This window comes from Kineothrix sp. MB12-C1, from assembly GCF_030863805.1.
Lineage (GTDB): Bacteria > Bacillota > Clostridia > Lachnospirales > Lachnospiraceae > Kineothrix.
Genome location: NZ_CP132957.1, coordinates 3,646,533 through 3,671,124 on the forward strand (window position 1 = coordinate 3,646,533; position 24,592 = coordinate 3,671,124).

The window sequence follows — 24,592 nt, forward strand, 5'->3', positions numbered from 1 at the left end:
GAGCCGAAGATGGAAGAATACAGCAGAGTTTATGCATCTGTGAATCTGGATGCCATCCGTTCTAACGTGGAGCATATAAGAGAAAATATTGCGCCGCAGACGAAAATTATCAGTGTGATTAAGGCGGATGGATACGGACACGGAGCGATACCTATTGCAAGAGAATTAGAATCCCTGGATTGTCTATCCGGTTTCGCGGTAGCGACGGCAGAGGAAGCCATGATACTGCGCCGGAGCGGAATCAGAAAATCAATTTTGGTCTTGGGTTATACTTTTCCGTATTGTTATGAAGATTTAGTAAAAGAGGAAATTACTCCTGCTGTATTTCGCTATGATGTTTTGGAACTTTTAGCAGCCTGTGTGAACGATGGTCAGAGGCTTAAGGTTCATATCAAGGTGGATACCGGAATGTCCAGGATCGGAATAACGCCCGATGAAGAAGGGCTCGCTTTTGTCAGAAAGGTATTAGAGATACCTCAATTGGAGTTGGAAGGTATTTTTACTCATTTCGCCAGAGCTGATGAAGCGGATAAGACAGCGGTCAGACTTCAACTGAAGATATTTAAAGATTTTATAGAGACCATTAAGCAGGAGACGGGATATGATATTCCTATATGCCATAGTTCCAACAGTGCCGGAATCATTGGTTTGCAGGAAGCGAATATGGATGTAGTCCGTGCCGGAATTATTTTATATGGTTTATGGCCTTCTAACGAAGTCGCTCAGGATATTGTTACGTTAACACCGGCTTTGGAGTTGAAAAGCCATATTGTATATATAAAAGAAGTGGAGTCAGGGCGCGCAGTCAGTTACGGGGGAACCTTCTTAGCCAAAAGACTGACTAAAGTAGCGACCATACCGGTAGGGTATGGAGATGGATATCCCAGAGGTCTTTCCAATCAGGGATATGTTTTGGTCAGAGGAAAGAGGGCTCCGATTCTAGGCAGGATCTGTATGGATCAATTCATGGTGGATGTAACGGATATTTCGGGCGTTCAGGAGGGGGATGAAGTAATCCTAATCGGGCGTGACGGTAATGAATGTATTACGATGGAGCTGCTTGGAGAGCTATCCGGTCGGTTTAATTATGAACTCGCCTGCCTGATTGGGCAGAGAGTTCCCAGAGTTTATCTGAAGGCCGGGAAGGTGATTGGGTTGAAGGATAATTTTCGCGATTTCGAGTAGCAATTGAATACCCTTAGATAAACTGGCAATAATGTAGACTATAAGAGGTTTGCCATAGAGAAGTTTAAATGAAGGGTGAGAACGATGAAACGTGGAGACATATATTATGCGGACCTAAGACCGGTAATCGGTTCCGAACAGGGCGGTGTAAGACCAGTACTTATTATACAAAATGATATCGGGAACAAATATAGCCCCACCGTGATTTGTGCGGCTATTACATCCAAGATGAATAAGGCGAAGCTGCCTACACATATCGAACTGAATGCGAAAACCTGCGATATGATGAAAGATTCCGTTATTTTACTCGAACAGCTTAGAACGATAGATAAGAAACGCCTTAAGGACAAAGTAGGACACTTGGATGATGAGATTATGGATAAAGTAAATCAGGGCCTTCTTATTAGTCTTGAGTTAAACGTATAAGACCGGAAGAATACATAAGGAAGGGCTTAATCTTGACGGTAAGAAGGTAAAATGATATAGTTTATTTTGAGATTTTATGAAGTACAAAAGGAGATGGAAATATGGACGATGCTGGGCCTACTGCCAGTATAATTTTCTTTGTCGCATTATTATTGATTGATGTATTTTTTTATGGGTTTGGTTCGGCAATTGGTAACCTTAACATAAAAGAGGTAGAAAAGAAGGCAAAAGAAAACAATGATGCAAAGGCAGCACGATTAAGTGCGATTATGAACAATCCTTCCAAATATGTGAACACGGTACAATTATTTTCTATTTTGATTCACTTATTAATGGGAGGTTTTTACCTTGGAATATGGCAACAGGAAATAAGCCAATTCATGAATAACTATATCCTTTCTCTTATCATTACGACGGTGGCTTTGCTTTACATATTATTAACCTTCGGCATATTGCTTCCCAAGAGACTGGCAGCGAGATATCCCGAGAAATGGGCTTACTTATTCATTTATCCGGTTCACTATGTAACTCTTGTCTTAACCCCTTTTACGGAAATTGCCGCTCAGACTTCCAAAGCTCTTCTTCGGTTGTTCGGTATTAAAGAGGACAAGGATATTGCGGATGTGACAGAGGAAGAAATCATTTCCATGGTGAACGAAGGACAAGAACTCGGTGTTCTTCAACCGGCAGAAGCGGAGATGATTACGAACATTTTTGAATTCGGAGATAAAGAAGCACAGGATATTATGACACACCGCAAAAATATAGTGGCGGTGGATGGCAGCATGACGTTAAAGGAAGCGTTTCGCTTCATGATGGAAGCCAATAACAGCCGTTTTCCTGTATATGAGGAGAATATCGATAATATTATCGGAATCGTCCATATGAGGGATGTTATAAGGATGCACAATAGGGGCGGACGGATGGGGCTCCCTGTGAAGGATGTTGCCGGACTGCTGCGGGCACCGGTATTTATTCCGGAGACGAAGAATATTGATGTATTGTTCCAGATGATGCAGTCTACAAAGACCCAGATGGTCATTGTCGTAGATGAATATGGACAGACAGCGGGACTTCTGGCGATGGAAGATATTCTGGAAGAAATTGTCGGCAATATTCTGGATGAATACGATGTAGATGAAGAATACATAGAGGCCACAGACAATGAAGACGAGTATATTATAGATGGAAAGACACCTCTGGAAGAATTGGAGGAAAGATTTGATATTTCCTTTGAAGAAGAGGAATTCGAGACGCTCAACGGATTCCTGATATCGAAGCTGGATCATATCCCCGAGGAGAGAGAACAGTTCGATATCGATGTGGATGGATATAATTTCAGGATATTATCCGTGGAGAGTAAGATGATACTGAGAGTTTTGGTAACGAAGATTAAAGAACCGGAAGGAGAAAAATAAATGTCAGGACATTCTAAGTTTGCTAACATTAAGCATAAAAAAGAAAAAAATGATGCAGCGAAGGGTAAAGTTTTCACCATCATAGGAAGAGAAATTGCAGTAGCAGTAAAAGAGGGGGGACCGGATCCATCCAATAACTTTAGGCTGGCACAGGTTATCACTAAGGCAAAAGCGAACAACATGCCGAATGATACGATCGAACGAGGAATTAAAAAGGCGGCAGGGGATGTTGGAAATGTAAACTATAAATATATTACTTATGAAGGATATGGCCCCAATGGTATTGCCATTATTGTGGATGCTCTTACCGATAATCAGAACCGTACAGCGGCGAACATAAGAAATGCCTTTACGAAGGGGCAGGGAAGTATTGGAACGCCGGGGTGTGTTTCTTTTATGTTCGATAAGAAGGGCCAGATTATTATCGATAAAGAAGAGTGTGAAATGGAAGCGGACGATTTGATGATGACAGCTCTGGATGCAGGAGCAGAGGATTTTGCAGAAGAAGCGGATAGTTATGAGGTTGTAACGGATCCGGACAGCTTCGATGCAGTGAATCAGGCATTACAGGCTGCGCATATTCCTATGGTATCGGCGGAGGTGACAATGATTCCCCAGAATTATGTGGAACTTACGGATGAGACAGCCCTTAAGAATTTGCAGAAGACGTTAGATTTGTTGGATGAGGATGATGACGTACAAGCTGTTTATCATAACTGGAGTGAATAAAAGTTTGTACCAGGCACAAAGTCTCCGGACTTTGAAAGGAGCATGGTTATAAAGGATGAATGAAACGCTTAAGAATGTAGCCCCTTTATTGGAGAATATGGAAGCACGGCTTCATGGATTTAAAAAAGATACTTATGCGGACTTTTTAAATTCCTATCTGGAAGGAAATCGCAATTTTTTTGATGAACTGAATCAACAGCTCGCAGTACAGGAAGAGGAATTCCTGAATGAATTCTCCGATTATTTTGTAGAATATGCAGCATCGCTGTTGGAACAAGAAACGAATAAGATTAAAAGGAATAATTTACAGCTTAATATGAATATGTTTATGGCGATTTATGTTATGCCTGCTATTTTGGAAGGGAAACAGGAAAAGTCCAAAGAACTTACAGACTTCATCTGTGAGAAATGGGCGAAGAGGTTCAAAGGAAGTAATATTAAGAGTGCGGATGCTGCGAGCATTCAATCAGGATTTAAAACGAAGCTATGTTATGTAACAACGGCTGTTTGTAAGAGTCTGAATAAACCTGAAGACTGCTATGAGCTGAATCTTCTAAGAGATTATAGAGATAATTATCTGGCGGCGACGGAAGGCGGAGAAGAATTAGTAAAAAAATATTATGATATTGCTCCTACTATTGTAAAAAGAATTGATAAATCCGATTGTCCGAAGGAAAAGTATAAGTATATATGGGAGCAGTATTTAAAACCATGCATCGCTTATATTGAGAATGGACAAAACGAGCTCTGCGGAGCAAAATATATTGAGATGATGGAAGAGTTACAATCTCAGTATCTTATAACGGCAAAATAAGGGGAAAGAAAATAATCAGATAAAAAGAACGAACGGCACATCAGTGGGAGGAGAAAGATGAGCGGAGAATACGCGAAGGACACAATATGTATTCAGTCTGGCTGGAAGCCGAGGAACGGGGAACCGAGGGTACTTCCGATCTACCAGAGCACAACCTATAAATACGAGACCTCGGAGCAGATGGGCAGATTGTTCGACTTGGAGGAAAGCGGCTTTTTCTATACGAGACTGCAAAATCCGACCAATGAATATGTGGCGCAGAAAATCTGTGAGCTCGAGGGCGGAGTAGCGGCGATGTTAACGGCATCCGGCCAAGCGGCGAATTATTACGCGGTGTTTAACATATGTGAGGTCGGTTCCCATGTAGTTCTTTCTTCTACAGTATATGGGGGAACCTTTAATTTATTGACAGTCACTATGAAAAAGATGGGAATAGAATGCACCATTGTGGATCCCGATGCGCCGGAAGAGGAGTTAAACAAAGCCTTTCAGGAGAATACTCGATGTGTATTGGCAGAGACGATCGCCAATCCTGCTCTGGTTGTCTTGGATATTGAGAAATTTGCCCGTATTGCCCATAATCATCAGGTACCTTTGATTGTGGATAATACTTTTGCTACTCCGATTAATTGTAATCCATTTGTATGGGGAGCGGATATTGTGACACATTCCACCAGCAAATATATGGATGGACATGCGATGTGTGTCGGGGGAGCAATTGTAGATTCCGGCAATTTCGATTGGAGTCAATATCCGGATAAATATCCTGGTCTTTGTGAGCCGGATGAATCTTACCATGGAATTCGTTACACGGAGAGATTCGGGAAGCTTGCTTATATTACGAAGGCAACAACGCAGTTAATGAGAGATTTAGGCTCCATACAGTCTCCTCAAAATGCCTTTTTGTTAAATGTAGGACTTGAGACCTTGCATCTTCGGGTGCCGAGACATTGTGAGAACGCACAGAAGGTAGCGGAATACTTGGAAAGTCATGAGAAAGTGGCATGGGTAAATTATCCGGGACTTAAGAGCAGCAAATATTATAATCTGGCACAGAAATATATGCCGGCCGGAACTTGCGGTGTCATATCCTTTGGACTAAAGGCCGGAAGAGCTGCAGCCGGTGGAATGATGGATCATTTGAGGCTGGCAGCCATCGTGACTCACGTTGCGGATGCGAGAACTTGTGTGTTGCATCCGGCCAGTCATACACACAGACAGATGTCGGATGAACAGTTATTATCCGCGGGAGTTGCTCCGGATTTAATCCGTTTCTCCGTAGGTATCGAGAATGTGGATGATATTATCGCGGATTTGGAACAGGCACTTTTGAAAATATAAAGAATACCTGTTGGATAAAACGTATAGAATAGTAGAAACCGTAAGGGAATGAAAGAACATGAAGATGAAGAAAACATGGTTTAGCTACTTGCTATGGCTGTCCTATATGGTGATAACAGGTGTTTTACTTGCGACTTGTGCGATTACCATAAGCATGTGTACATGGGAAATGGGCATCTACGGTGCGATAGTAGCAGTATGTATAACCTTTGCTTGCGTGGCCGGAGTATGGCTGGCGGGTGAAAGGGTGATACCGTATGTGCAAAACCGGTTTCCAAAGGATAAGCATTTTGCCGATATGTGGGAGTGCTTTCTTGGTATGTGTATTTTTGCAGCGGCTATCTTATACCGTATTTATTATTTGCGGCATTTGGATGGTATTGCCGGCGCAGAAAATGAGTTTTATCATTTGGCACAAGTTACGGGAGAGTCGATTCCGGGGATGGCACACGGTGCTTCTTATGTTTATACGGCACTTTTATCTACGGTATTTTCTTTCTTTGGGAATAAAGTGATGGTGGGAATTGTACTTCAGTTTTTCCTCCAGATGGGTGCGATGCTTTTTCTTTATTTCTCACTTCGGCTTCTGGCAGGAAGAGTAACCGCCTTGCTTACAGCAATATTTATGGCAGTTTCGCCGGTATTTATAACAGGAATAAGCAGTTTAACTCCGCAAGTGATGTATTTACTTTTGTATGCGGTGGGACTTTGGCTTGTGAGTTTGTATCTTAAGGGACTTACCGCCGGATATCGAAAAGGCAGCAGCTATCTTGCTTTTTTATTACTGGGTCTCTATGCAGGCGTGATTTCTTATCTGGATGTACTCGGTCTTACCCTTCTCTTTTTTGCTGCGCTGGGATTCGTAGTGATAGATACAAAGGCAGTAAAGAATAAGAAAATCCCTGTAGGAATTCAGTTTGTAGTGATTATAGCAGCAGCCTTGTTAGGTGCCATAGCTCTATGCAGCGCAGCCTCGGCATATGCGGGACAAAGTTTTGTCGATATGTTATCCTTATGGACACGGCAATGGGGAGAGAGTGCTGACATTAGATATCTTCTACCATCGCCGGATGCCCGACCTATAATAAGCCTGATTATTTACTTTTTCGCAGCTTTGAACGCAGTAAGTTTTCTTATGCGGAGACGGCAGCGAACGGATGCGTGGGTATTGTTGCTCCTTTTCCTAAGTACAATCTGTGTTATAGGAATCGAGAGAATGGATTATGGTATTTACATCACTTTTCTCTGGGGGACATTAGCCTCTCTCGGCATTGCATCAATAGGTACCGGGAAAGATATGGCGGAAGCAACTGTAACAGTAACTGCAATAGAGAAGGGGCCATCTAAACAAGCGATAAAAGAAGAAGTTGTAATCGAAGAGCCTATAATGGGAGAATCTATCATAGAAGAATCGATATCTGATATGGAAGGGACTGGGATAGAAGACCTTGGAATCGAAGAAATTAAGGTAGAAGAAGCGCCTGCAATAGAGGGAACTAAGATAGAAGAGATTAAACTAGAAGAAGTGCCTGTGATAGCGGAAATTAAGATAGAAGGGACCATAATAGAAGAAATAAATAAACCGGCAGAACCGGGGCATGAAGAAGTCTCGTTAGAGCTGAAGGAAGAAAAAAAGGAAATTAAATACATAGAAAATCCACTTCCCCTTCCGAAGAAGCATGTAAGAAAAGAAATGGATTATGGAATCGATGTTCCCGAGGCGGAGATGAATTATGACATAACTTCCGGCGAACAGGATGATTTCGATCTTAAATAAAACTAAGATATTGGAAAATGGCTGTTTGGTGCAACGCATGGATGTTGTACCTGACAGCTTTTTGATTTTGTAAGTAGGAAAGTGCTCCTATTACATAAAAATGAATGCACAGTTACACGGCAGCACACTTTTGTTCTTTAATAGGAAAGCGCTCCTATTAAAGAACCGATTAATGCGCAGCTACGCGCGCGGAACAAAAGTTGTGCTACTAAATAGTTTAAATCGTGAGAGTGGGCGAAGCACACTTTTGTTCTCTCATGTATAAAAAGAACAATTCCATGCAAACTAAGATAAAAAGCGTGAAAATGGAGGAAAACATGGGAAATCAGAAGGAAAAGGATAGCGATAATAAGAATGAAAGGGAAAATGAGGATAAGAAAAAATCTGCGAATAAACATGATAAAGAAAAAGAAGTGGATGAAAAAGTAGAAGGGGAAAAGCACCGTGACGAGAGAATTGAGAAGACCGGTCAGATGACACTCGATAAAAATAATAAGAAACATAGAATTCATCTTATAACGATTATCGGAGAAATCGAAGGACATGATAATTTGAATGGAACTTCCAAAACGACAAAATATGAACACATTCTGCCGGAACTGGCGGCTATCGAGGATAGCAATGAAATCGATGGAGTTTTAGTCTTGCTGAATACTATGGGGGGAGACGTGGAAGCAGGACTTGCTATCGCAGAGATGATCGCATCTTTAAGTAAGCCCAGTGTATCGTTAGTATTGGGAGGAAGCCATTCCATCGGTGTGCCAATTTCTGTCAGTACGGATTATTCTTATATTGTGCCGACAGGAACGATGGTGATTCATCCGGTCAGGATGAACGGTATGGTGATCGGTGTTCCGCAGACCTTTGATTACTTCAAACAGATTCAGAATCGGATTACCGGATTCGTTTGCAATCACTGCAGAATAAGTAAGGCAAGGTTCGAAGAATTAATGATGGAGACGGGAATTCTTACGAAAGATGTGGGAACTATTCTGGTAGGACAGGGAGCAGTGAATGAGGGAATTATCAATGATGTAGGTGGAATTAGAGAAGCCATGGAGTATCTTCACAATATGATAGATAAAGAACGAAACAAAAATGGTGAAGTGCACGAGCAAGGAGATGAGAATAAAAAAAGAAAGGTATGAGGATGACAACTTTCACTTTAGATGCTATACTATATGGGTTCAATAAATCTACATTTGCTTAGGGGGCATATAGTATGGCATCCGGAAAGGGAAGCAGAAAGGGTACGAGTAAAAACAACTCATCCCGTAATACGTCTTCAGGAAGGCGAAAAACGACGAACTCAAGATCGTCGAGACAAAGCGAACCTATGGATCGCGAAATTAAAAATGAAGTAATACTGATTGGTGTATTCGCACTGGCAGTTTTTTTATTCTTATGTAATTTTGGTGTTGTCGGTGTGTTCGGCGATGCGATAAGTAGCATTATGTTTGGACTTTTCGGACTGACGACATATATTGCGCCTGTATTATTATTTCTTGCAGTTGCTTTTGGCATTTCTAATAAAGGCAACTATATCGCCAAGAGAAAGCTCGTGGCAGCAGTAGTGCTTTTTATCCTTATCGGTATGTTCTGTGACCTGATGGCAGGTGAATGGAGCCAAGATTCAGCTTATAATATCGGAGAAATTTACAAAAGATGCAGCGAATATAAAAACGGCGGCGGAGTTATCGCAGGCTCTCTTACCTTCTTAAGCTATCATTTCTTATCCTTGGTCGGTACGGTACTTATGATTATTGTACTGGCAGTAATTTGTCTCGTTATACTTACGGAGAAGTCATTAGTGAGTAGTGTGAGAAACGGTGGACAGAGGGTTTACGAAAAGACAAGAGAAGATTCCTATGTGAGAAAAGAACGCATGCAGAGGCGGCGGGCGGAGCAAGAAGAACTTCGTAAAAAGAAAGAAGAAGAGCTTCGTGTAAGACAGGAAGAAAGCGAGAATGAGAAGATTCTTCGTATGGATAAAAAGGTGTCCGGCGTTATGCTGGATACAGCGATTACCTCTAAGGGAGAGGAAGCGGAAAGCTCTCTAAGTGATGATATCCATGAAATTGTATGGAATGACTTTGATATGAATGATATCAAAGAAGTGGACGTCACTTTGAAAAATTCAGGGGAGAATATCCATGCTATTGATTTCGACAGCATACATATCACATCAGCAAGCCAAATAGAAATGGAACCGGAGATAGAAAACAAAGAAGATATTGGTGTATGGGAGATGCCGGAGGAAGAAATAATTCCGGCACCTGTGGGAACTCCTGTAAATCGTCCGGTAGCAAAGAGTACGCAGACAAGTAAGGGTGAGGTACAAACGCCCACAGAACATAATATAAAAATCGGAGAAAAGCTGGCTTCAGGTAAGTATGTGTTTCCTCCGCTTACTTTGTTGCAAAAGAGTTCGGCAAAGGGAGCGGCGGATTCGACGCAGCAATTAAAAGAAACAGCTATTCACCTACAGAAGACATTGGCGACCTTCGGTGTAAAAGTAACGATTACGGATATCAGTCAAGGTCCTTCTGTGACCAGATATGAGATGCAGCCGGAACAAGGCGTGAAGGTGAGCAAGATTGTAGGGCTTGCAGATGACATTAAATTGAATTTGGCAGCTACAGATATTCGTATTGAGGCACCGATTCCGGGAAAAGCGGCGGTAGGAATTGAGGTACCCAATAAGGAAAATGCTATGGTAATGCTGCGGGATCTATTGGAATCTAAGGAATTCAAGGAATTCCCATCTAAGCTGGCCTTTTCCGTAGGAAAGGATATCGGCGGCAAGACGGTAGTAACGGATATTGCTAGAATGCCTCATATGCTCATTGCGGGTTCCACAGGATCTGGTAAATCGGTATGTATTAATACATTGATTATGAGTATTTTATATAAAGCTCATCCGGATGAGGTTAAGTTGATTATGATTGACCCCAAGGTGGTGGAGCTCAGTGTTTATAATGGGATTCCCCATTTGCTCATTCCTGTGGTGACTGATCCGAAGAAAGCTGCGGCGGCACTTCATTGGGGAGTAGCTGAGATGACGGAAAGATATAAGCAGTTCGCAGATTATAATGTAAGAGATTTAAAAGGATTTAATAGAGTAGCACAAGAGAAGAAGGACCGGGGGGAAGCAGATGCTCCGGCTCTTATGCCGCAGATTGTTATTATTGTGGACGAGCTTGCGGATTTGATGATGGTAGCACCGGGAGAAGTGGAAGAGTCTATCTGCCGTCTGGCACAGCTTGCCAGAGCTGCAGGCATTCATTTGATTATCGCTACTCAAAGACCTTCTGTTGATGTTATTACAGGATTGATTAAGGCTAATATGCCGAGCCGTGTCGCTTTTGCTGTATCCAGCGGTGTGGATTCCCGTACTATTCTGGATATGAATGGGGCAGAAAAGCTGCTCGGTAAGGGAGATATGTTATTCTATCCTCAAGGTTATCCGAAGCCGGCCAGGGTACAGGGCGCCTTTGTATCCGATAAAGAGGTATCCGATGTTGTAGATTATCTGAAGAATCAGGCAATCGGCAATGTATATAGTGAGGTCGTAGAGGAGAAGATTCAGAGCATAGGTACGGGAAGTGCATCGATGTCCGGCCCCGGTGAAGATGGTGCAGGCAGTAGAGATCAATATTTCGTGGATGCAGGAAAGTTCATTATCGATAAGGATAAGGCATCTATTGGAATGCTGCAGAGAGTTTTCAAGATTGGTTTTAACCGTGCTGCGCGTATTATGGATCAACTAAGCGAAGCCGGCGTGGTAGGAGAAGAAGAAGGTACCAAGCCGAGAAAGGTCCTGATGAGCATGGAACAATTTGAGCAGCTTATCGAGGAAGTTCTGTAATAGGAAAGTCCTCCTATTACAGAACAATGGATGCACAGGTTAAATTACAGGAAAGGATAGGTCATTCAGGATGAAAACAGACATTCAAATTGCGCAGGAGGCTTTAATGCAACCCATTGATACGGTAGCGAGGGCGCTTCACATCGATGTGGAAGAACTGGAATTCTATGGCAGATATAAGGCGAAAATATCAGAGGAATACTTAAGGAAAATAGAAGATAATCCGGAAGGAAAGCTAATTCTTGTAACGGCGATTAATCCTACACCGGCGGGAGAAGGCAAGACAACAACGAGCGTAGGATTGGGACAGGCTTTTGGGAAACTGGGAAAAAAGGCAATCATTGCTCTTCGTGAGCCGTCTCTTGGCCCATGTTTTGGTGTGAAAGGGGGAGCAGCCGGAGGGGGTTATGCGCAGGTTGTTCCTATGGAGGATCTTAATTTACACTTTACCGGCGATTTTCATGCGATTACTTCTGCGAATAACCTTTTAGCGGCTATGCTGGACAATCATGTACAGCAGGGGAATGTGCTCGGTATCGATACGAGGCAGATCGTATGGAAGCGATGCCTGGATATGAATGACAGGGTACTTAGAAATATAGTGGTAGGGCTTGGAAGTAAGAACGATGGAACCGTAAGGGAGGATCATTTCGTAATTACTGTAGCTTCAGAGATTATGGCGGTACTTTGTCTTGCTCTTGATATGGAAGATTTGAAGGTAAGGCTTGGAAGAATCGTAGTTGCTTATAATTTCCAGGGAGAACCGGTAACAGCAAAGGAATTGGGTGCAGTAGGAGCTATGGCAGCTTTGCTGAAGGATGCGATCAAGCCGAATTTAATTCAGACATTAGAGCATACGCCTGCCCTGATACATGGAGGCCCTTTTGCTAATATCGCTCATGGCTGTAACTCGATCAGGGCTACGAAAGCAGCACTGAAAATAGCGGATTATGTTATTACGGAAGCAGGATTCGGTGCGGATCTGGGAGCGGAGAAGTTCTTCGACATCAAATGCCGGATAGGAGACTTGAAGCCGGATGCAGTCGTGTTGGTAGCGACCATAAGAGCGCTTAAGTACAACGGAGGAATTCCTAAGGCGGATTTAAGCGAAGAAAATATAGATGCACTCAAAAAAGGTATTGTAAACCTTGAGAAACATATAGAAAATTTACAGAAATACGGAGTACCCGTAGTAGTTACGCTCAACTCTTTTCTTACCGATACTCAGGCGGAGATTTCCTATGTGAAAGAATTTTGTGAGGAAAGAAACTGTGAGTTTGCCATTTCTGAAGTGTGGGAGAAGGGCGGAGAAGGCGGGATTGCCCTTGCCGGAAAAGTTCTGGATACCTTGGAGACGAAAGAGAGCCGTTTCAAAGTATTATATGAAGATGAACACTCTCTCTCAGAGAAAGTGGAAACCGTAGCAAAGGAAATTTACGGCGCAAAGGGAGTAAGCTACTCTCAGGCAGCGCTCAGGCAACTTGCACAACTTGAGAAACTCGGCTTTGGTAATTTGCCGGTATGCATGGCTAAGACACCGTATTCTCTATCGGATGATCCTCAGCTTTTAGGAAGACCGGAGGATTTCACGCTGCAGGTGAGAGAAGCATACGTGTCAGCGGGAGCAGGTTTCGTAGTTATTTTAACAGGATCGGTCATGACAATGCCCGGTCTCCCTAAGGAGCCGGCGGCTTGCCGTATCGATGTGACGGAAGAGGGAATAATTACAGGTTTGTTTTAAAAAAAGGAAAGGTAGGGTGCACAATGCCGCAAATAATTGACGGGAAGATAATTTCTACTCAGATAAAAGAAGAAGTAAGAGAAAAAGTAGTGAAATTGAAGGCAGAAGGAATTGAAGTGACATTAGCGGTTATTCAAGTAGGTAATGACCCTGCCTCCAGCGTTTATGTAGGAAATAAAAAGAAAGCATGTGAATATGTAGGTATTCGCTCTTTGTCATACGAACTGCCGGAGACAACGAGCGAGGAAGAGTTGCTTGCCCTTATCGGGGAGTTGAATGATAAAGTGGATGTGAATGGTATTCTCGTTCAGCTTCCATTACCTGGACATATTGACGAAGATAAAGTGATTGCGGCTATTTCACCGCAAAAAGATGTGGATGGTTTTCATCCTATGAACGTAGGTGCCTTTTGCATTGGACAGCCGGGCTTTCTTCCTTGCACGCCGGCTGGTATTATCCAGCTTCTGAAACGTTCAGGAATTGAGACGGTCGGTAAGGAATGTGTGGTTATCGGCAGGAGCAATATTGTAGGTAAACCTATGGCACTTTTAATGCTGGGAGAAAATGCGACAGTGACGGTAGCACATTCGAGAACGAAGGATCTGCAGGAAGTGACAAAACGGGCTGACATTTTAATTGCGGCAGTAGGCAGACCGAAGATGATTACGAAAGAATATGTAAAAGACGGAGCCGTAGTTATCGATGTAGGCATTCACAGAGATGAGAATAACAAATTGTGCGGCGATGTGGACTACGATGATGTAGTGGCAGTTTGCAGCGCAATTACCCCTGTTCCGGGAGGTGTGGGACCGATGACGATAGCGATGCTGATGAATAATTGTGTGGAATCGGTAAGACTCGCATCGAAGTAGAAAGGTATTTATTTATGAAATGTCCTAAATGTGGATATGAGCTGGCAGAAGATCATTTGTATTGTGATAGCTGCGGGGAAGAAATCAGGATTGTTCCTGATTTTGAGCCTGAAATAGAACAAGAAATGAATGAAACTTTGTCCACGCTTTTTGTCGAGTTGGCGAAAGAGGAAGTAATTGAAGTACCGATAGATATGAATACAGCCGCAATAGAGGAGTCGGAAAAAAATGCGAAAAGAGTAAAAGCAGCGCAGCAAAGAAGATTAGTGGCCGTTCTTATGGGAATCACTTTTCTGTTTATTGCAGTGCTTTTTGCGGGTTATTCCACGTATCGCAATTATTCGGTGCCTTATCAAATTGCGAAGGCAAAGGAATTCGCAGGACAGGAAAAATATAGTGAAGCAATTTCTCATCTGGAAAAAGTATATGAATTGGATGAGACGAATGTGGATGTTCTATTTTTAATTGCAGATTATTATTACATACAAGAAAATTATGATTTTGCAATCTATACATTACAGAAAATTGTCGATTCCGAGAAGCTGTATGAGGAAGCTGACGTAGAAAATGCCTACGATAAAATTATTTCTATTTATAAGAAGCAAGGAAACTATCAGGAAATCAACGAGTTTCTCTTGTCCAGTGCTGATGAGAAGATTATTACTATGTTTCAGCAGTATATTGCAAAACCTCCGGAATTCAGTTATGTGAATGGAAATTATGAAGAAGTCATCCCTTTGAAGTTAAGTGCCAACACTTCCGGCAAGATTTATTATACTTTGGATGGAAATACACCTGATGAAGACAGTGAAGTCTACACGGCTCCCATTTTCTTAGAGACGGGGACTTATGTGATAAAAGCTTATTTTGTCAACGATTATGGCATTAAAAGCGAGATAGTGAGCAATACCTACCATATCGATCTGGCAGTACCGTCAGCTCCGGAAGTATCGGTATACAGCGGTGATTATTATGAACCTTATATGATAGAAGTGAGTGCGCCGGAGGATTGCCGCATTTACTATACGACAGATAGCACTGACCCTACGGAAGACAGTGCCTTATATATGTCTCCGATTCCAATGCCTCTTGGTAAGTCAGTTTATAAATTCATGGCGGTAAGCCCGGAAGGGGTAGCCAGTGATATTACGATACGTACCTATAAGCTGACGCTGAATACGGAAATCACTACCGATATGGCTATTTTGAATGTAGTACACGCGTTGATGCGGGCGGATGTTCTATTAGATGAACAAGGGAATCTGCGCGGCATGAGCGGCCATAATATTTATAAATACGGTGCAGTGACCCGGATTGAAGGAAATGGCGATTATTATATTATCTATGAATACTATGAAGATGGAACAGGTCTTCAGACGAGAACCGAGCGGATTTATGGGGTCAATATAGCGGATGGAAGCGTCAGCCGGGTGACCTATGATAACGATGGGAAAATTATACTAATACCTTTGGAATAAAAAAAGTTGCACTTTTACTGGTTATCCGCTATCATAATAAGGATAGCTTTCATACAGTAAAGTGCTATACAGGAGGGATAAGATGTACAAGATTTTAGAATCAAGGGAGCTGACAACTAATATTTATCTCATGGAAGTTGAGGCGAAACGTGTAGCAAAGAGATGTCAGCCAGGGCAGTTTATTATTGTCAGGATGGATGAAAACGGAGAGAGAATTCCACTCACTATCTGCGATTATGATAGGAAAAAGGGGACAGTGTCTATTGTTTTCCAGAGTGTGGGAGCAGGTACGAAGAAGATGGGAGAGTTAAAAGCCGGAGATAGTTTCCATGATTTCGTGGGACCCCTTGGATGCCCGTCTGAGTTTGTAGATGAACCGATAGAAGAATTGAAAGAAAAAAGTATTCTGTTTGTTGCCGGTGGTGTAGGAACCGCACCTGTATATCCACAGGTGAAGTGGTTGAAGAAACGTGATGTAAAAGTGGACGTTATCGTAGGCGCTAAGACGAAAGATTTACTTATTTTAGAAAAAGAGATGGAAGCAGTAGCGGAGAATCTCTATATAACAACAGATGATGGTTCTTATGGAAGAAGCGGTATGGTTACGCAGACCATTAAGGATCTGGTGGAAAAAGAAGGAAAACACTACGATATATGTGTGGCAATCGGGCCGATGATCATGATGAAATTCGTATGCAAGATGACGGAAGAACTCGGTATTCCGACGGTTGTAAGCTTGAATCCTATTATGGTGGATGGTACCGGGATGTGCGGCGCATGTCGTGTGACAGTAGATGGGCAAGTGAAATTCGCCTGTGTGGATGGTCCGGAATTCGACGGTCATAAGGTGGATTTTGATCAGGCGATGAAACGTCAGCAGCTATACCGTACGGTAGAAGGAAAGGCTCTTCTGAAGGAACAAGAAGGCGATACTCATCATGGCGGATGCGGTAACTGCGATTAAGATGTAACAATAGATGGGAGGATATCATGGACGTATTGAAGAAAGTTCCTGTTCGCGAACAGGATGCGAAGGTGCGCGCGACTAACTTTGAAGAAGTGTGTTATGGATATAATGAAGAAGAAGCGAGAGCGGAATCGGAAAGATGTATTAACTGCAAGAATGCGAAATGTATAGTAGGATGCCCGGTATCCATTAATATTCCGGCTTTTATCCAGCAGGTAAAGGCAGGAGATATAGAGGCGGCATATCAGACGATTAGCGAATCTTCAGCACTGCCGGCAGTATGCGGACGCGTATGCCCTCAGGAGAGTCAGTGTGAAGGTGTGTGTATCAGAGGAATTAAAGGTGAGCCGGTATCTATCGGTAAACTGGAACGTTTTGTTGCTGATTGGGCGATGGAAAAAGGCATTAAACCCGAAGGGGCAACGGAGAAAAAAGGAAAAAAAGTAGCTGTTATCGGTTCTGGTCCGGCGGGTCTTACTTGTGCGGGAGATTTGGCGAAGGCCGGGTACGATGTCACTATCTTTGAGGCGCTGCATGAGCCGGGCGGCGTATTGGTATATGGTATTCCTGAATTCCGTCTTCCCAAAGAAGATGTAGTCGCTAAGGAAATTGACAATGTAAGATCCCTCGGTGTAAAAATAGAAACAAATGTAGTAGTAGGTAAGGCGGTTACCATCGATGAGTTAATAGAGGAAGAGGGCTTTGAGGCTGTGTTTATCGGTTCCGGAGCAGGACTTCCTAAGTTCATGGGCATTCCGGGCGAACAGGCAAACGGTGTATTCTCCGCGAATGAGTACTTAACGAGAAGTAACTTGATGAAAGCTTTCCAGGCAGATTCTCCTACTCCGATTATGGATAGTAAGAAGGTCGCCGTAGTTGGCGGTGGAAACGTAGCTATGGATGCGGCAAGGACAGCGCTCAGACTTGGGGCAGAGGTACATATTGTGTACAGAAGAAGTGAAGAAGAACTTCCTGCCAGAGTGGAAGAAGTGCATCATGCGAAGGAAGAAGGAATTATCTTCGACCTTTTAAGTAATCCTGTAGAAATCCTGACTGACGAAAATGGTTGGGTAAGCGGCATCAAATGTGTGAAAATGGAGCTTGGAGAACCCGATGAGTCCGGAAGAAGAAGGCCGGTAGTAAAGCCGGATTCTGAATTTATTATCGAAGTGGATACCGTTATTATGTCTCTTGGGACCTCTCCGAACCCGCTGATTTCATCCACGACGGACGGATTGGAAGTCAATAAGTGGCAATGTATTGTTGCGGATGAAAATACCGGCAAGACAACGAAAGAAGGCGTATATGCCGGCGGAGATGCGGTAACCGGAGCTGCCACAGTTATTTTGGCTATGGGAGCCGGAAAAGCTGCGGCAAAAGGCATTGATGAGTATTTAAGCAATAAATAAATAGAAGTGGCGAAGAGAAAAGATTCTTGAAAGTAAGTTTTAGGAATCTTTTTTCTTTTCCTAATTTTTTATTAAGATAAATTAAGTTTTCACAATCCTCCAAATTCTCCCTTTTCATTTGTTATTACTGTGGTATAATTGCATATAAGACATATAAGATAGGCTATAAATTGTTATGGTAAAGTAGGATAGAGGAGGAAGTAAATGGTACATCATATTGTATTATGGGATTTGAAGGAAGAACTGTCAGGAAGCGAGAAGGAACTTGCTGCAAGAACTATAAAGGAGAAGTTGGAAGCGGTAAAGGACAAGATAGAAGGCGTTGTTTCTCTGGAGGTTGTAATCGATGGACTTTCTTCCAGCAATAAGGATCTTGGATTGATCTCCGTTCTTGAATCGGAAGAAGCATTGAATGCTTATCAGGTACACCCTGCACACATAGAGGCAGCTACTTATGTAAGAAGCATGACATGCAACAGAATATGTTTTGATTACAAAGTGTAGTGTAAATATTTAGTAGGGGTAAGGAACCGTTACGTGTAGTAAGAGAGGTAGATTGTGAGAGATAACAGTGATAAAATGAAATTATTAACAGTAGGAATTGCCGTTGTTCTCATTGTGATAATTTGTGGTATTAGTTTTGTCATACATGGGATAAATAAAAGAGCAAATCAGAATGTGGATAATAAACTGCAGGATGATATTATAGAATATGTGAACAGTACACAGAATCAAGGATCTCAAAATATCGAAAGCTCCGATGTGAAGAAAAAGGGACAGGAAGACGTTGCAGACGAAGTAAAGGATGAGAGGGAAACGGGAGAGCCTGCAGTTGTAGTGGAAAAAGAAGAAAATAAGGAAGAAGAAAGCATTATAGAAGAAGAGAAGGTTGCGGCCGAACAAAATAGTCAGACTACAACAGCGAAGTGGCAAAAGGAAGTCTCTGAGGACTTATCTAAGGTAGAGATCGATCTGTCAAGGCAGATGTCCGAAATGAGCGGCTATTGGGAAGCTGGCAATATGAAGGCGGTAGAAGACCTGGCTTATTTGCCTAGATATCGGGCAGCATCAGGAAATCTTACCGGAACGGCAAAGTATTATTACTTCGGTGATACCGATGGGAATAACCGCCCTAATGGTAAAGGACTTGCAATGTATGCCGATAATCAGTATTATTATGGTGAGTGGAAAAATGGTGTCAGAAGCGAAAGCGGCATGTGGATTCGGTATTTTGTATATGATAAAAACGAAAAAGCAAAGGATAGCCTGTATCTACAGCACAGTTATTCCGGCAACTGGGCAGGGGATCTGCCAAATGGAAGCGGTGCGGAACATTATGATTTTATCGAAGAGAATTTGGAAGAAAAAGTAGGATACAATCGTAATTTTATCGGTAATTTTAAAAATGGGTTTTATGACGGGGAAATTTATATTACCGATTATTATAAAGGCGGTAATTCCAAGGAATGGAGCGGCACGGCGAAACATGGCGTGTGGCAGCCATTAGGAGAGAAGGATAAAAAAGGACAGTATCCGGTGATTGTGGAAATCAAAAATGCAGATAATTATCAGTGGATGCCCGAAAAAGAGAATATGAATCAAGGGGTGAACGGATTAATATCCGCTGCAAAGCAATAAACATTTAAGGAAAAGGAAAGTAGGGGGAAATAACGATGCCTTGGTGTCCGAAATGCAAAAACGAATATAGAGAAGGTGTAACACTCTGTGCCGATTGCGGAGTGGAGCTGGAGGGATCTCTGAATACAAGAAAGGACGAGCCTTTAATCTTCGGTGAGGAAGAGCAGATGGAACGGTTGAAGGAATTCCTTCATTTTAATAAGGTAAAATCTGCCTTTGTTTCTTATGATGAGAAGGATCAGACCTATGAGCTGTTCGTAAGCGGAGAAGAAAAACGAAAGGCAGCTCTTGCCGTCAATGTATTCCTTCAAGAGGAAAAAAAGGAAAAGGAGACGGAAGAAGGAGCGGAGGAAAGCAGCAAGGGCCTTTCTATGGCAGTCGGTGGAGGTGTCTATCAAAACAGTCAGACAAGGGCAGAAGAGAACCGTTCTTCTGCATATATGCTATTGTTGATCGGTGGCCTGGGGCTTGTGGCTATCGCCCTGATTTTTACAGGGATTATACCTATTTCCGTTAATATCATGAACCGTTATATGATATGCGGTGTTATGGGCGGTCTGTTTGTCTTATTTGTCGTAATGGGAGCTGTTTCCATGAAGTCATCGAAGATACTTGCACAGAAAGCAGAATCAGAGAATAATCTGACAAGCGAGATTAAGAAGTGGTGTGAGGAGAACCTTACGGCAGAAGTGGTGGATGAAGGTCTTTTTGAGTTGGAAGATGACGACAGCGAAGAGAGCCGGTATTTTAAACGGATAGAGAAGATGAAAAAGCAGATTTCTCATCAGTTTATGAATTTAGATGAGGGATTTCTGGATTCCTTTACCGATGACTATTATCCCCATATTTTTGAATAGGATTGTAACGATTTATGAAAATAGCGATAATAGCAGTAGGTAAGGTAAAAGAGAAGTATTACCGCGATGCGCTCCTTGAATATGCGAAGCGTCTTAGTAAATATTGCCGCTTGGAAATTATAGAAGTGGAGGATGAAAAGACACCGGATAAAGCCAGTGCCTCTTATGAGGAACAGATTAAGGAAAAGGAAGCGGAGCGAATTCTTAAATACATAAAAGATGATGCACACGTCATCACCTTGGAGATTCAAGGAAAGAAACTCGATTCAGAGGACTTTGCAGATAGGCTGGATAAGCTGGCTATCTATGGGAAAAGTCATATACAGTTTATAATCGGCGGGTCGCTTGGACTTCATAAGAAGGTATCCGAACGTGCCAATGAGAAACTGAGCTTTTCGGATATGACCTTTCCTCATCAGCTTATGAGGGTTATTTTATCAGAGCAAATATATAGGGCTTATCGCATTATAAGCGGAGAACCATATCACAAATAGCAGGAGGAAGCGAGTAGCCTTTATGGAAATCAATATATTAATGACAATTCAGGAATTACGTACGGCGTTTCTGGATTTTCTTTTCTCTCATGTTACGTTGCTGGGGGATAATGGAATCTTGTGGATCGTAGTAGGCGTTATTCTTATTTGTACGAAGAAACACAGGAAAGTCGGCTTTCTTGTTCTTTTTTCCTTATTGGGGTCGTTCCTCTTAGGGAATATTTTCTTAAAGAATTTTTTTGAAAGAGAGAGACCGTGTTGGATGTACCCGGAGATGGAACTTTTGATCAAAAATCCACACGATTATTCCTTTCCCTCGGGCCATTCCATGGCGAGCTTTGCTGCCGCAACCTCTCTATGGCTGATGAATAAGAAATGGGGTGCGGCAGCCTTAATACTTGCGGGTATGATTGCATTTTCCAGATTGTATTTATTCGTACATTGGCCTACGGATGTATTGGTAGGAAGCGTGGTGGGAATCCTGATAGCAGTTTTTGTATTTAGGATAGTTGGCCTTACGATAATGGAAAGATGGGAATATAGAAAAGGAGAAGAAAGCAGCCATGAGAATGTATGATCTTATTATGAAGAAAAGAAACGGAGGGACGCTTACCAAAGAGGAAATCGAATATATGGTAAGCGGATTTACCAGTGGACAGATTCCAGATTATCAGATGTCCGCAATGATGATGGCAATCTATTTCGTAGGAATGGATAGAGAAGAGACATTATATCTTACTATGGCTATGGCCCATAGTGGAGATATGTTGGATTTGTCTAAGATTGACGGAATTAAGGTGGATAAGCACAGCACAGGCGGAGTGGGAGATAAGACTTCCCTTACCTTAACGCCCATGGTAGCGGCATGCGGAATTAAAGTGGCGAAAATGAGTGGGCGAGGACTCGGGCATACAGGCGGAACGATCGATAAGCTGGAAAGTTTTGAAGGATTTTCTACAGAGATTTCTGAAGAACAGTTCACGGCTAATGTAAATAAAATAGGAATTGCCATTATGGGACAGACTGCGGATTTGGCTCCTGCGGATAAAAAGCTTTACGGGCTGCGAGACGTTACGGCAACAGTGGATAATATGTCATTAATTGCCAGTTCCATTATGAGTAAGAAGCTCGCTTCAGGAGCGGATGCAATAGTGCTGGATGTAAAGACCGGAAGCGGTGCCTTTATGAAGGAAGAAGCGGATGCCTTTGATTTGGCAAAGGAAATGGTGGAACTTGGAAAAAATGCAGGAAGAAAAGCCGTCGCTGTCATATCCGATATGGACCAGCCCTTAGGATATGCGGTGGGCAATGCCCTGGAAGTAAAGGAAGCGATTGAGACTTTAAAGGGAAATGGCCCGGATGATTTTCTCGAATTGTGTCTGACCTTAGGTTCTTATATGGTGGAACTCGGAGGAATGGCAAAAGATGAAAAAGAAGCGAGAAAAATGCTGGAACAGACGATTGCAGATGGTTCAGCGCTGAATAAGTTGGCAGAATTCATAGAGGCGCAGGGCGGAAGTAAAGAAGCGGTATTTAATACAGACCTACTTCCCCAGGCCGGATTTATCGATAAGATTCCGGCTCCTAGGGCCGGATATGTAGAGAAAATCGCATGTGATGAAATTGGAATCTGCTCCCTTATGCTTGGAGGAGGAAGAGAGACGAAGGAAAGTGAGATCGACTTAGCCGTTGGACTCGTTCTTGAGAAAAAGGTCGGTGATTATGTAGAAGAAGGAGAAACCCTCGCATTTTTGCACGGGAATGACAAGCAGAAAATGGAGGCAGCCGGAGAACGTTTTATAAAGGCTTATTCCTTTACAGATGCACCGGTGGAAAAAGGCCCTTTCATCAAAGGAATTATTCGGTAAAAACGAACATATATTATTCTATGATGGGAAAGCATAAACAAAGTGGAAAACAAAGATTAGAAAGAAAAAAAGAGATGGTTGTGGAGTCGTTAAAGCTTCCGAAGGATTCGGTTCTGGGAGCCTCCATTGTGACGATAACGGGAAACAAGGATGCCTTTGTAGAGAATTATAGAGGGATTCTTGAGTATTCCGAAGAACTGATATTGCTTCAGGGCAAGACTTGTCAGATAAGCATTGTAGGGAGAAAGTTGTCTATCGATTATTATACCAATGAAGATATGAAGATAAGCGGATACATTGAATGTGTCCGCTATCATAATTCCTATGAAGGATAAGCGTAATGGTCGGTATCCTCACTGTTACAAAAGCAAAGATTGCTTTGTGAAAATCCATTAAAATCACCTTTAGTGTATGAACTATAATGAAAAAGAATTGAAAACAGGAGTTGCCATATGCTTCAATTGATACAATATATCAAAGGGTATGTCCTTATTAGAGTATGGGGATATTCGCCTGAACGATTTATGAATTTATGTAGTAATCGTGATATATTTCTCTGGAATATTGAAAATCATGGGGAATATTATACGATGTGCATTACGGTAAAAGGGTTTCGCAAGTTAAAACCTATTGTGAAGAAAACAGGGACGAAGGTAGCCATACAGAAGCGTTGTGGACTACCTTTTTTTGTACCGAAAATGAAGCGCAGAAAGATCTTTCTTATCGGACTTTTAGGGAGTTTGTTCTTCTGGGTATGGATGTCTACTTTTATATGGGCGGTAGATATCACGGGGAATTATAGTATTACTGAGGATGTATTTTTTGATTTTCTGCGGGGGAACCATATTTATGTAGGGATGCAGCGCAAAGATGTAGATATTGAAACCTTGGAGAAGAGGATAAGGCAGGATTTTCCTATTGTAACATGGACCTCGGCGAAGATAGAGGGTACCAGACTGTCCATACAGATTAAAGAAAATGAAGTGGATACCAATACGGCAGGTAAGGAAGAAACGGTGGTGAATAATGCTTTTGGCTCTGATTTAGTGGCAGAAAACGATGGTGTAATCATAAGTATGGTGACCCGTAAAGGTATTCCGCAAGTGGCCTTGCAAAGTGAGGTGAAGAAAGGGGATGTTCTCGTCTGTGGCAGTGTCCCTGTTTACAACGAAGATGCCACAGTAAAAAAATATCAATATTACGATGCGGATGCGGATATATACATAAAAAGAAATTTGAAAAAGCAGGAGAAATTACCTCTTACCTATAAGCAGAAGGTATATTCAGGGGAAACGAAAAATGAATATTTTCTTTCTTTTTCCGGTAAAGAGCTTGTTTTTCGTATAGGAAAGGTAGCATATGCAGATTATGATAGAGTAACGGATAAAAAGCAGGTGAAGCTTCTGGAGAATTTCTATTTGCCTATCTATTATGGGAAAACAGTTAACAGGGAATATGTGATCGAAGACAATATTTATGCAACGGAGGAGATAAAAAGTATATTTTCTGAAAAATCGACAAAATTTATCGAAAGTTTAGAAGAAAAAGGGGTTCAAATAATTAAAAAAAATGTTACAATAAGTAAGAAAAACAAAACATGGCAGATGGATATGGATCTGCAGATTGTAGAAAAGACAGGAAAGAATATTCCTATTGTCCCCGCGCCTGTAGATGAAAGCGAAGAAGCGGATCAGGCGGCGGAAGAATAAA

22 protein-coding genes are annotated in these 24,592 nt (G+C 42.2%); all 22 read left to right on the top strand.

Annotation, left to right across the window (positions count from 1 at the left end):
- The first annotated feature begins 9 nt into the window (after nucleotides 1–9).
- The 22 genes from alr (at nucleotide 10) to RBB56_RS16820 (ending at nucleotide 24,591) form a co-directional block, all read left to right on the top strand.
- Nucleotides 10–1,185, top strand: coding sequence for an alanine racemase (gene alr / locus RBB56_RS16715; protein WP_306722199.1), 1,176 nt, complete (start codon nucleotides 10–12; stop codon nucleotides 1,183–1,185).
- Between the two features lie 84 nt (nucleotides 1,186–1,269).
- Nucleotides 1,270–1,611 (top strand): type II toxin-antitoxin system PemK/MazF family toxin, encoded by a 342-nt coding sequence (locus tag RBB56_RS16720; RefSeq protein ID WP_306720093.1) that lies wholly within the window; start codon nucleotides 1,270–1,272, stop codon nucleotides 1,609–1,611.
- Between the two features lie 101 nt (nucleotides 1,612–1,712).
- Nucleotides 1,713–3,029 (top strand): hemolysin family protein, encoded by a 1,317-nt coding sequence (locus RBB56_RS16725; RefSeq protein WP_306720094.1) that lies wholly within the window; start codon nucleotides 1,713–1,715, stop codon nucleotides 3,027–3,029.
- Entirely contained in the window at nucleotides 3,030–3,758 is a 729-nt protein-coding gene (locus RBB56_RS16730; RefSeq protein WP_306720095.1) for a YebC/PmpR family DNA-binding transcriptional regulator, read from the top strand.
- A gap of 55 nt (nucleotides 3,759–3,813) precedes the next feature.
- Nucleotides 3,814–4,572, top strand: coding sequence for a CFI-box-CTERM domain-containing protein (locus tag RBB56_RS16735; protein ID WP_306720096.1), 759 nt, complete (start codon nucleotides 3,814–3,816; stop codon nucleotides 4,570–4,572).
- A 57-nt stretch (nucleotides 4,573–4,629) separates the two neighbouring features.
- Nucleotides 4,630–5,913 (top strand): O-acetylhomoserine aminocarboxypropyltransferase/cysteine synthase family protein, encoded by a 1,284-nt coding sequence (locus RBB56_RS16740; protein WP_306720097.1) that lies wholly within the window; start codon nucleotides 4,630–4,632, stop codon nucleotides 5,911–5,913.
- Between the two features lie 58 nt (nucleotides 5,914–5,971).
- Nucleotides 5,972–7,690, top strand: coding sequence for an ArnT family glycosyltransferase (locus tag RBB56_RS16745; RefSeq protein ID WP_306720098.1), 1,719 nt, complete (start codon nucleotides 5,972–5,974; stop codon nucleotides 7,688–7,690).
- A 305-nt stretch (nucleotides 7,691–7,995) separates the two neighbouring features.
- The gene (locus RBB56_RS16750; RefSeq protein ID WP_306722200.1) at nucleotides 7,996–8,838 is read left to right on the top strand and encodes a ClpP family protease; all 843 of its coding nucleotides are present in this window, start codon (nucleotides 7,996–7,998) and stop codon (nucleotides 8,836–8,838) included.
- A gap of 74 nt (nucleotides 8,839–8,912) precedes the next feature.
- A complete protein-coding gene (locus RBB56_RS16755; protein ID WP_306720099.1) occupies nucleotides 8,913–11,558 on the top strand; it encodes an FtsK/SpoIIIE family DNA translocase in 2,646 nt (881 codons plus the stop codon).
- A 70-nt stretch (nucleotides 11,559–11,628) separates the two neighbouring features.
- Entirely contained in the window at nucleotides 11,629–13,299 is a 1,671-nt protein-coding gene (locus RBB56_RS16760) for a formate--tetrahydrofolate ligase (protein ID WP_306720100.1), read from the top strand.
- A gap of 23 nt (nucleotides 13,300–13,322) precedes the next feature.
- A complete protein-coding gene (folD, locus tag RBB56_RS16765; protein ID WP_306720101.1) occupies nucleotides 13,323–14,171 on the top strand; it encodes a bifunctional methylenetetrahydrofolate dehydrogenase/methenyltetrahydrofolate cyclohydrolase FolD in 849 nt (282 codons plus the stop codon).
- Between the two features lie 14 nt (nucleotides 14,172–14,185).
- Nucleotides 14,186–15,649 carry a chitobiase/beta-hexosaminidase C-terminal domain-containing protein gene (locus tag RBB56_RS16770; RefSeq protein WP_306720102.1) on the top strand — a complete coding sequence of 488 codons (1,464 nt, stop codon included), beginning with the start codon at nucleotides 14,186–14,188 and terminating at the stop codon, nucleotides 15,647–15,649.
- Between the two features lie 82 nt (nucleotides 15,650–15,731).
- Entirely contained in the window at nucleotides 15,732–16,613 is an 882-nt protein-coding gene (locus tag RBB56_RS16775) for a sulfide/dihydroorotate dehydrogenase-like FAD/NAD-binding protein (protein WP_306720103.1), read from the top strand.
- Nucleotides 16,614–16,639: 26 nt separating this feature from the next.
- Entirely contained in the window at nucleotides 16,640–18,025 is a 1,386-nt protein-coding gene (gene gltA / locus RBB56_RS16780) for an NADPH-dependent glutamate synthase (protein WP_306720104.1), read from the top strand.
- A 204-nt stretch (nucleotides 18,026–18,229) separates the two neighbouring features.
- Entirely contained in the window at nucleotides 18,230–18,529 is a 300-nt protein-coding gene (locus tag RBB56_RS16785; RefSeq protein ID WP_306720105.1) for a Dabb family protein, read from the top strand.
- 54 nt (nucleotides 18,530–18,583) lie between these two features.
- Nucleotides 18,584–19,663 carry a hypothetical protein gene (locus RBB56_RS16790; protein WP_306720106.1) on the top strand — a complete coding sequence of 360 codons (1,080 nt, stop codon included), beginning with the start codon at nucleotides 18,584–18,586 and terminating at the stop codon, nucleotides 19,661–19,663.
- A gap of 35 nt (nucleotides 19,664–19,698) precedes the next feature.
- Nucleotides 19,699–20,520, top strand: coding sequence for a hypothetical protein (locus RBB56_RS16795; protein ID WP_306720107.1), 822 nt, complete (start codon nucleotides 19,699–19,701; stop codon nucleotides 20,518–20,520).
- A gap of 14 nt (nucleotides 20,521–20,534) precedes the next feature.
- A complete protein-coding gene (gene rlmH, locus RBB56_RS16800; protein WP_306720108.1) occupies nucleotides 20,535–21,014 on the top strand; it encodes a 23S rRNA (pseudouridine(1915)-N(3))-methyltransferase RlmH in 480 nt (159 codons plus the stop codon).
- Nucleotides 21,015–21,036: 22 nt separating this feature from the next.
- On the top strand, nucleotides 21,037–21,591 hold the full coding sequence (locus RBB56_RS16805) for a phosphatase PAP2 family protein (RefSeq protein WP_306720109.1): 555 nt from the start codon (nucleotides 21,037–21,039) through the stop codon (nucleotides 21,589–21,591).
- A complete protein-coding gene (locus tag RBB56_RS16810; protein ID WP_306720110.1) occupies nucleotides 21,578–22,882 on the top strand; it encodes a pyrimidine-nucleoside phosphorylase in 1,305 nt (434 codons plus the stop codon). Before RBB56_RS16805 ends, RBB56_RS16810 begins: the two co-directional genes overlap by 14 nt.
- Before the next feature lie 23 nt (nucleotides 22,883–22,905).
- The gene (locus RBB56_RS16815; protein WP_306720111.1) at nucleotides 22,906–23,217 is read left to right on the top strand and encodes a YabP/YqfC family sporulation protein; all 312 of its coding nucleotides are present in this window, start codon (nucleotides 22,906–22,908) and stop codon (nucleotides 23,215–23,217) included.
- A gap of 117 nt (nucleotides 23,218–23,334) precedes the next feature.
- Complete coding sequence (locus RBB56_RS16820) at nucleotides 23,335–24,591, top strand: sporulation protein YqfD (RefSeq protein ID WP_306720112.1); 1,257 nt, start codon at nucleotides 23,335–23,337, stop codon at nucleotides 24,589–24,591.
- Nucleotide 24,592: the final 1 nt, after the last annotated feature.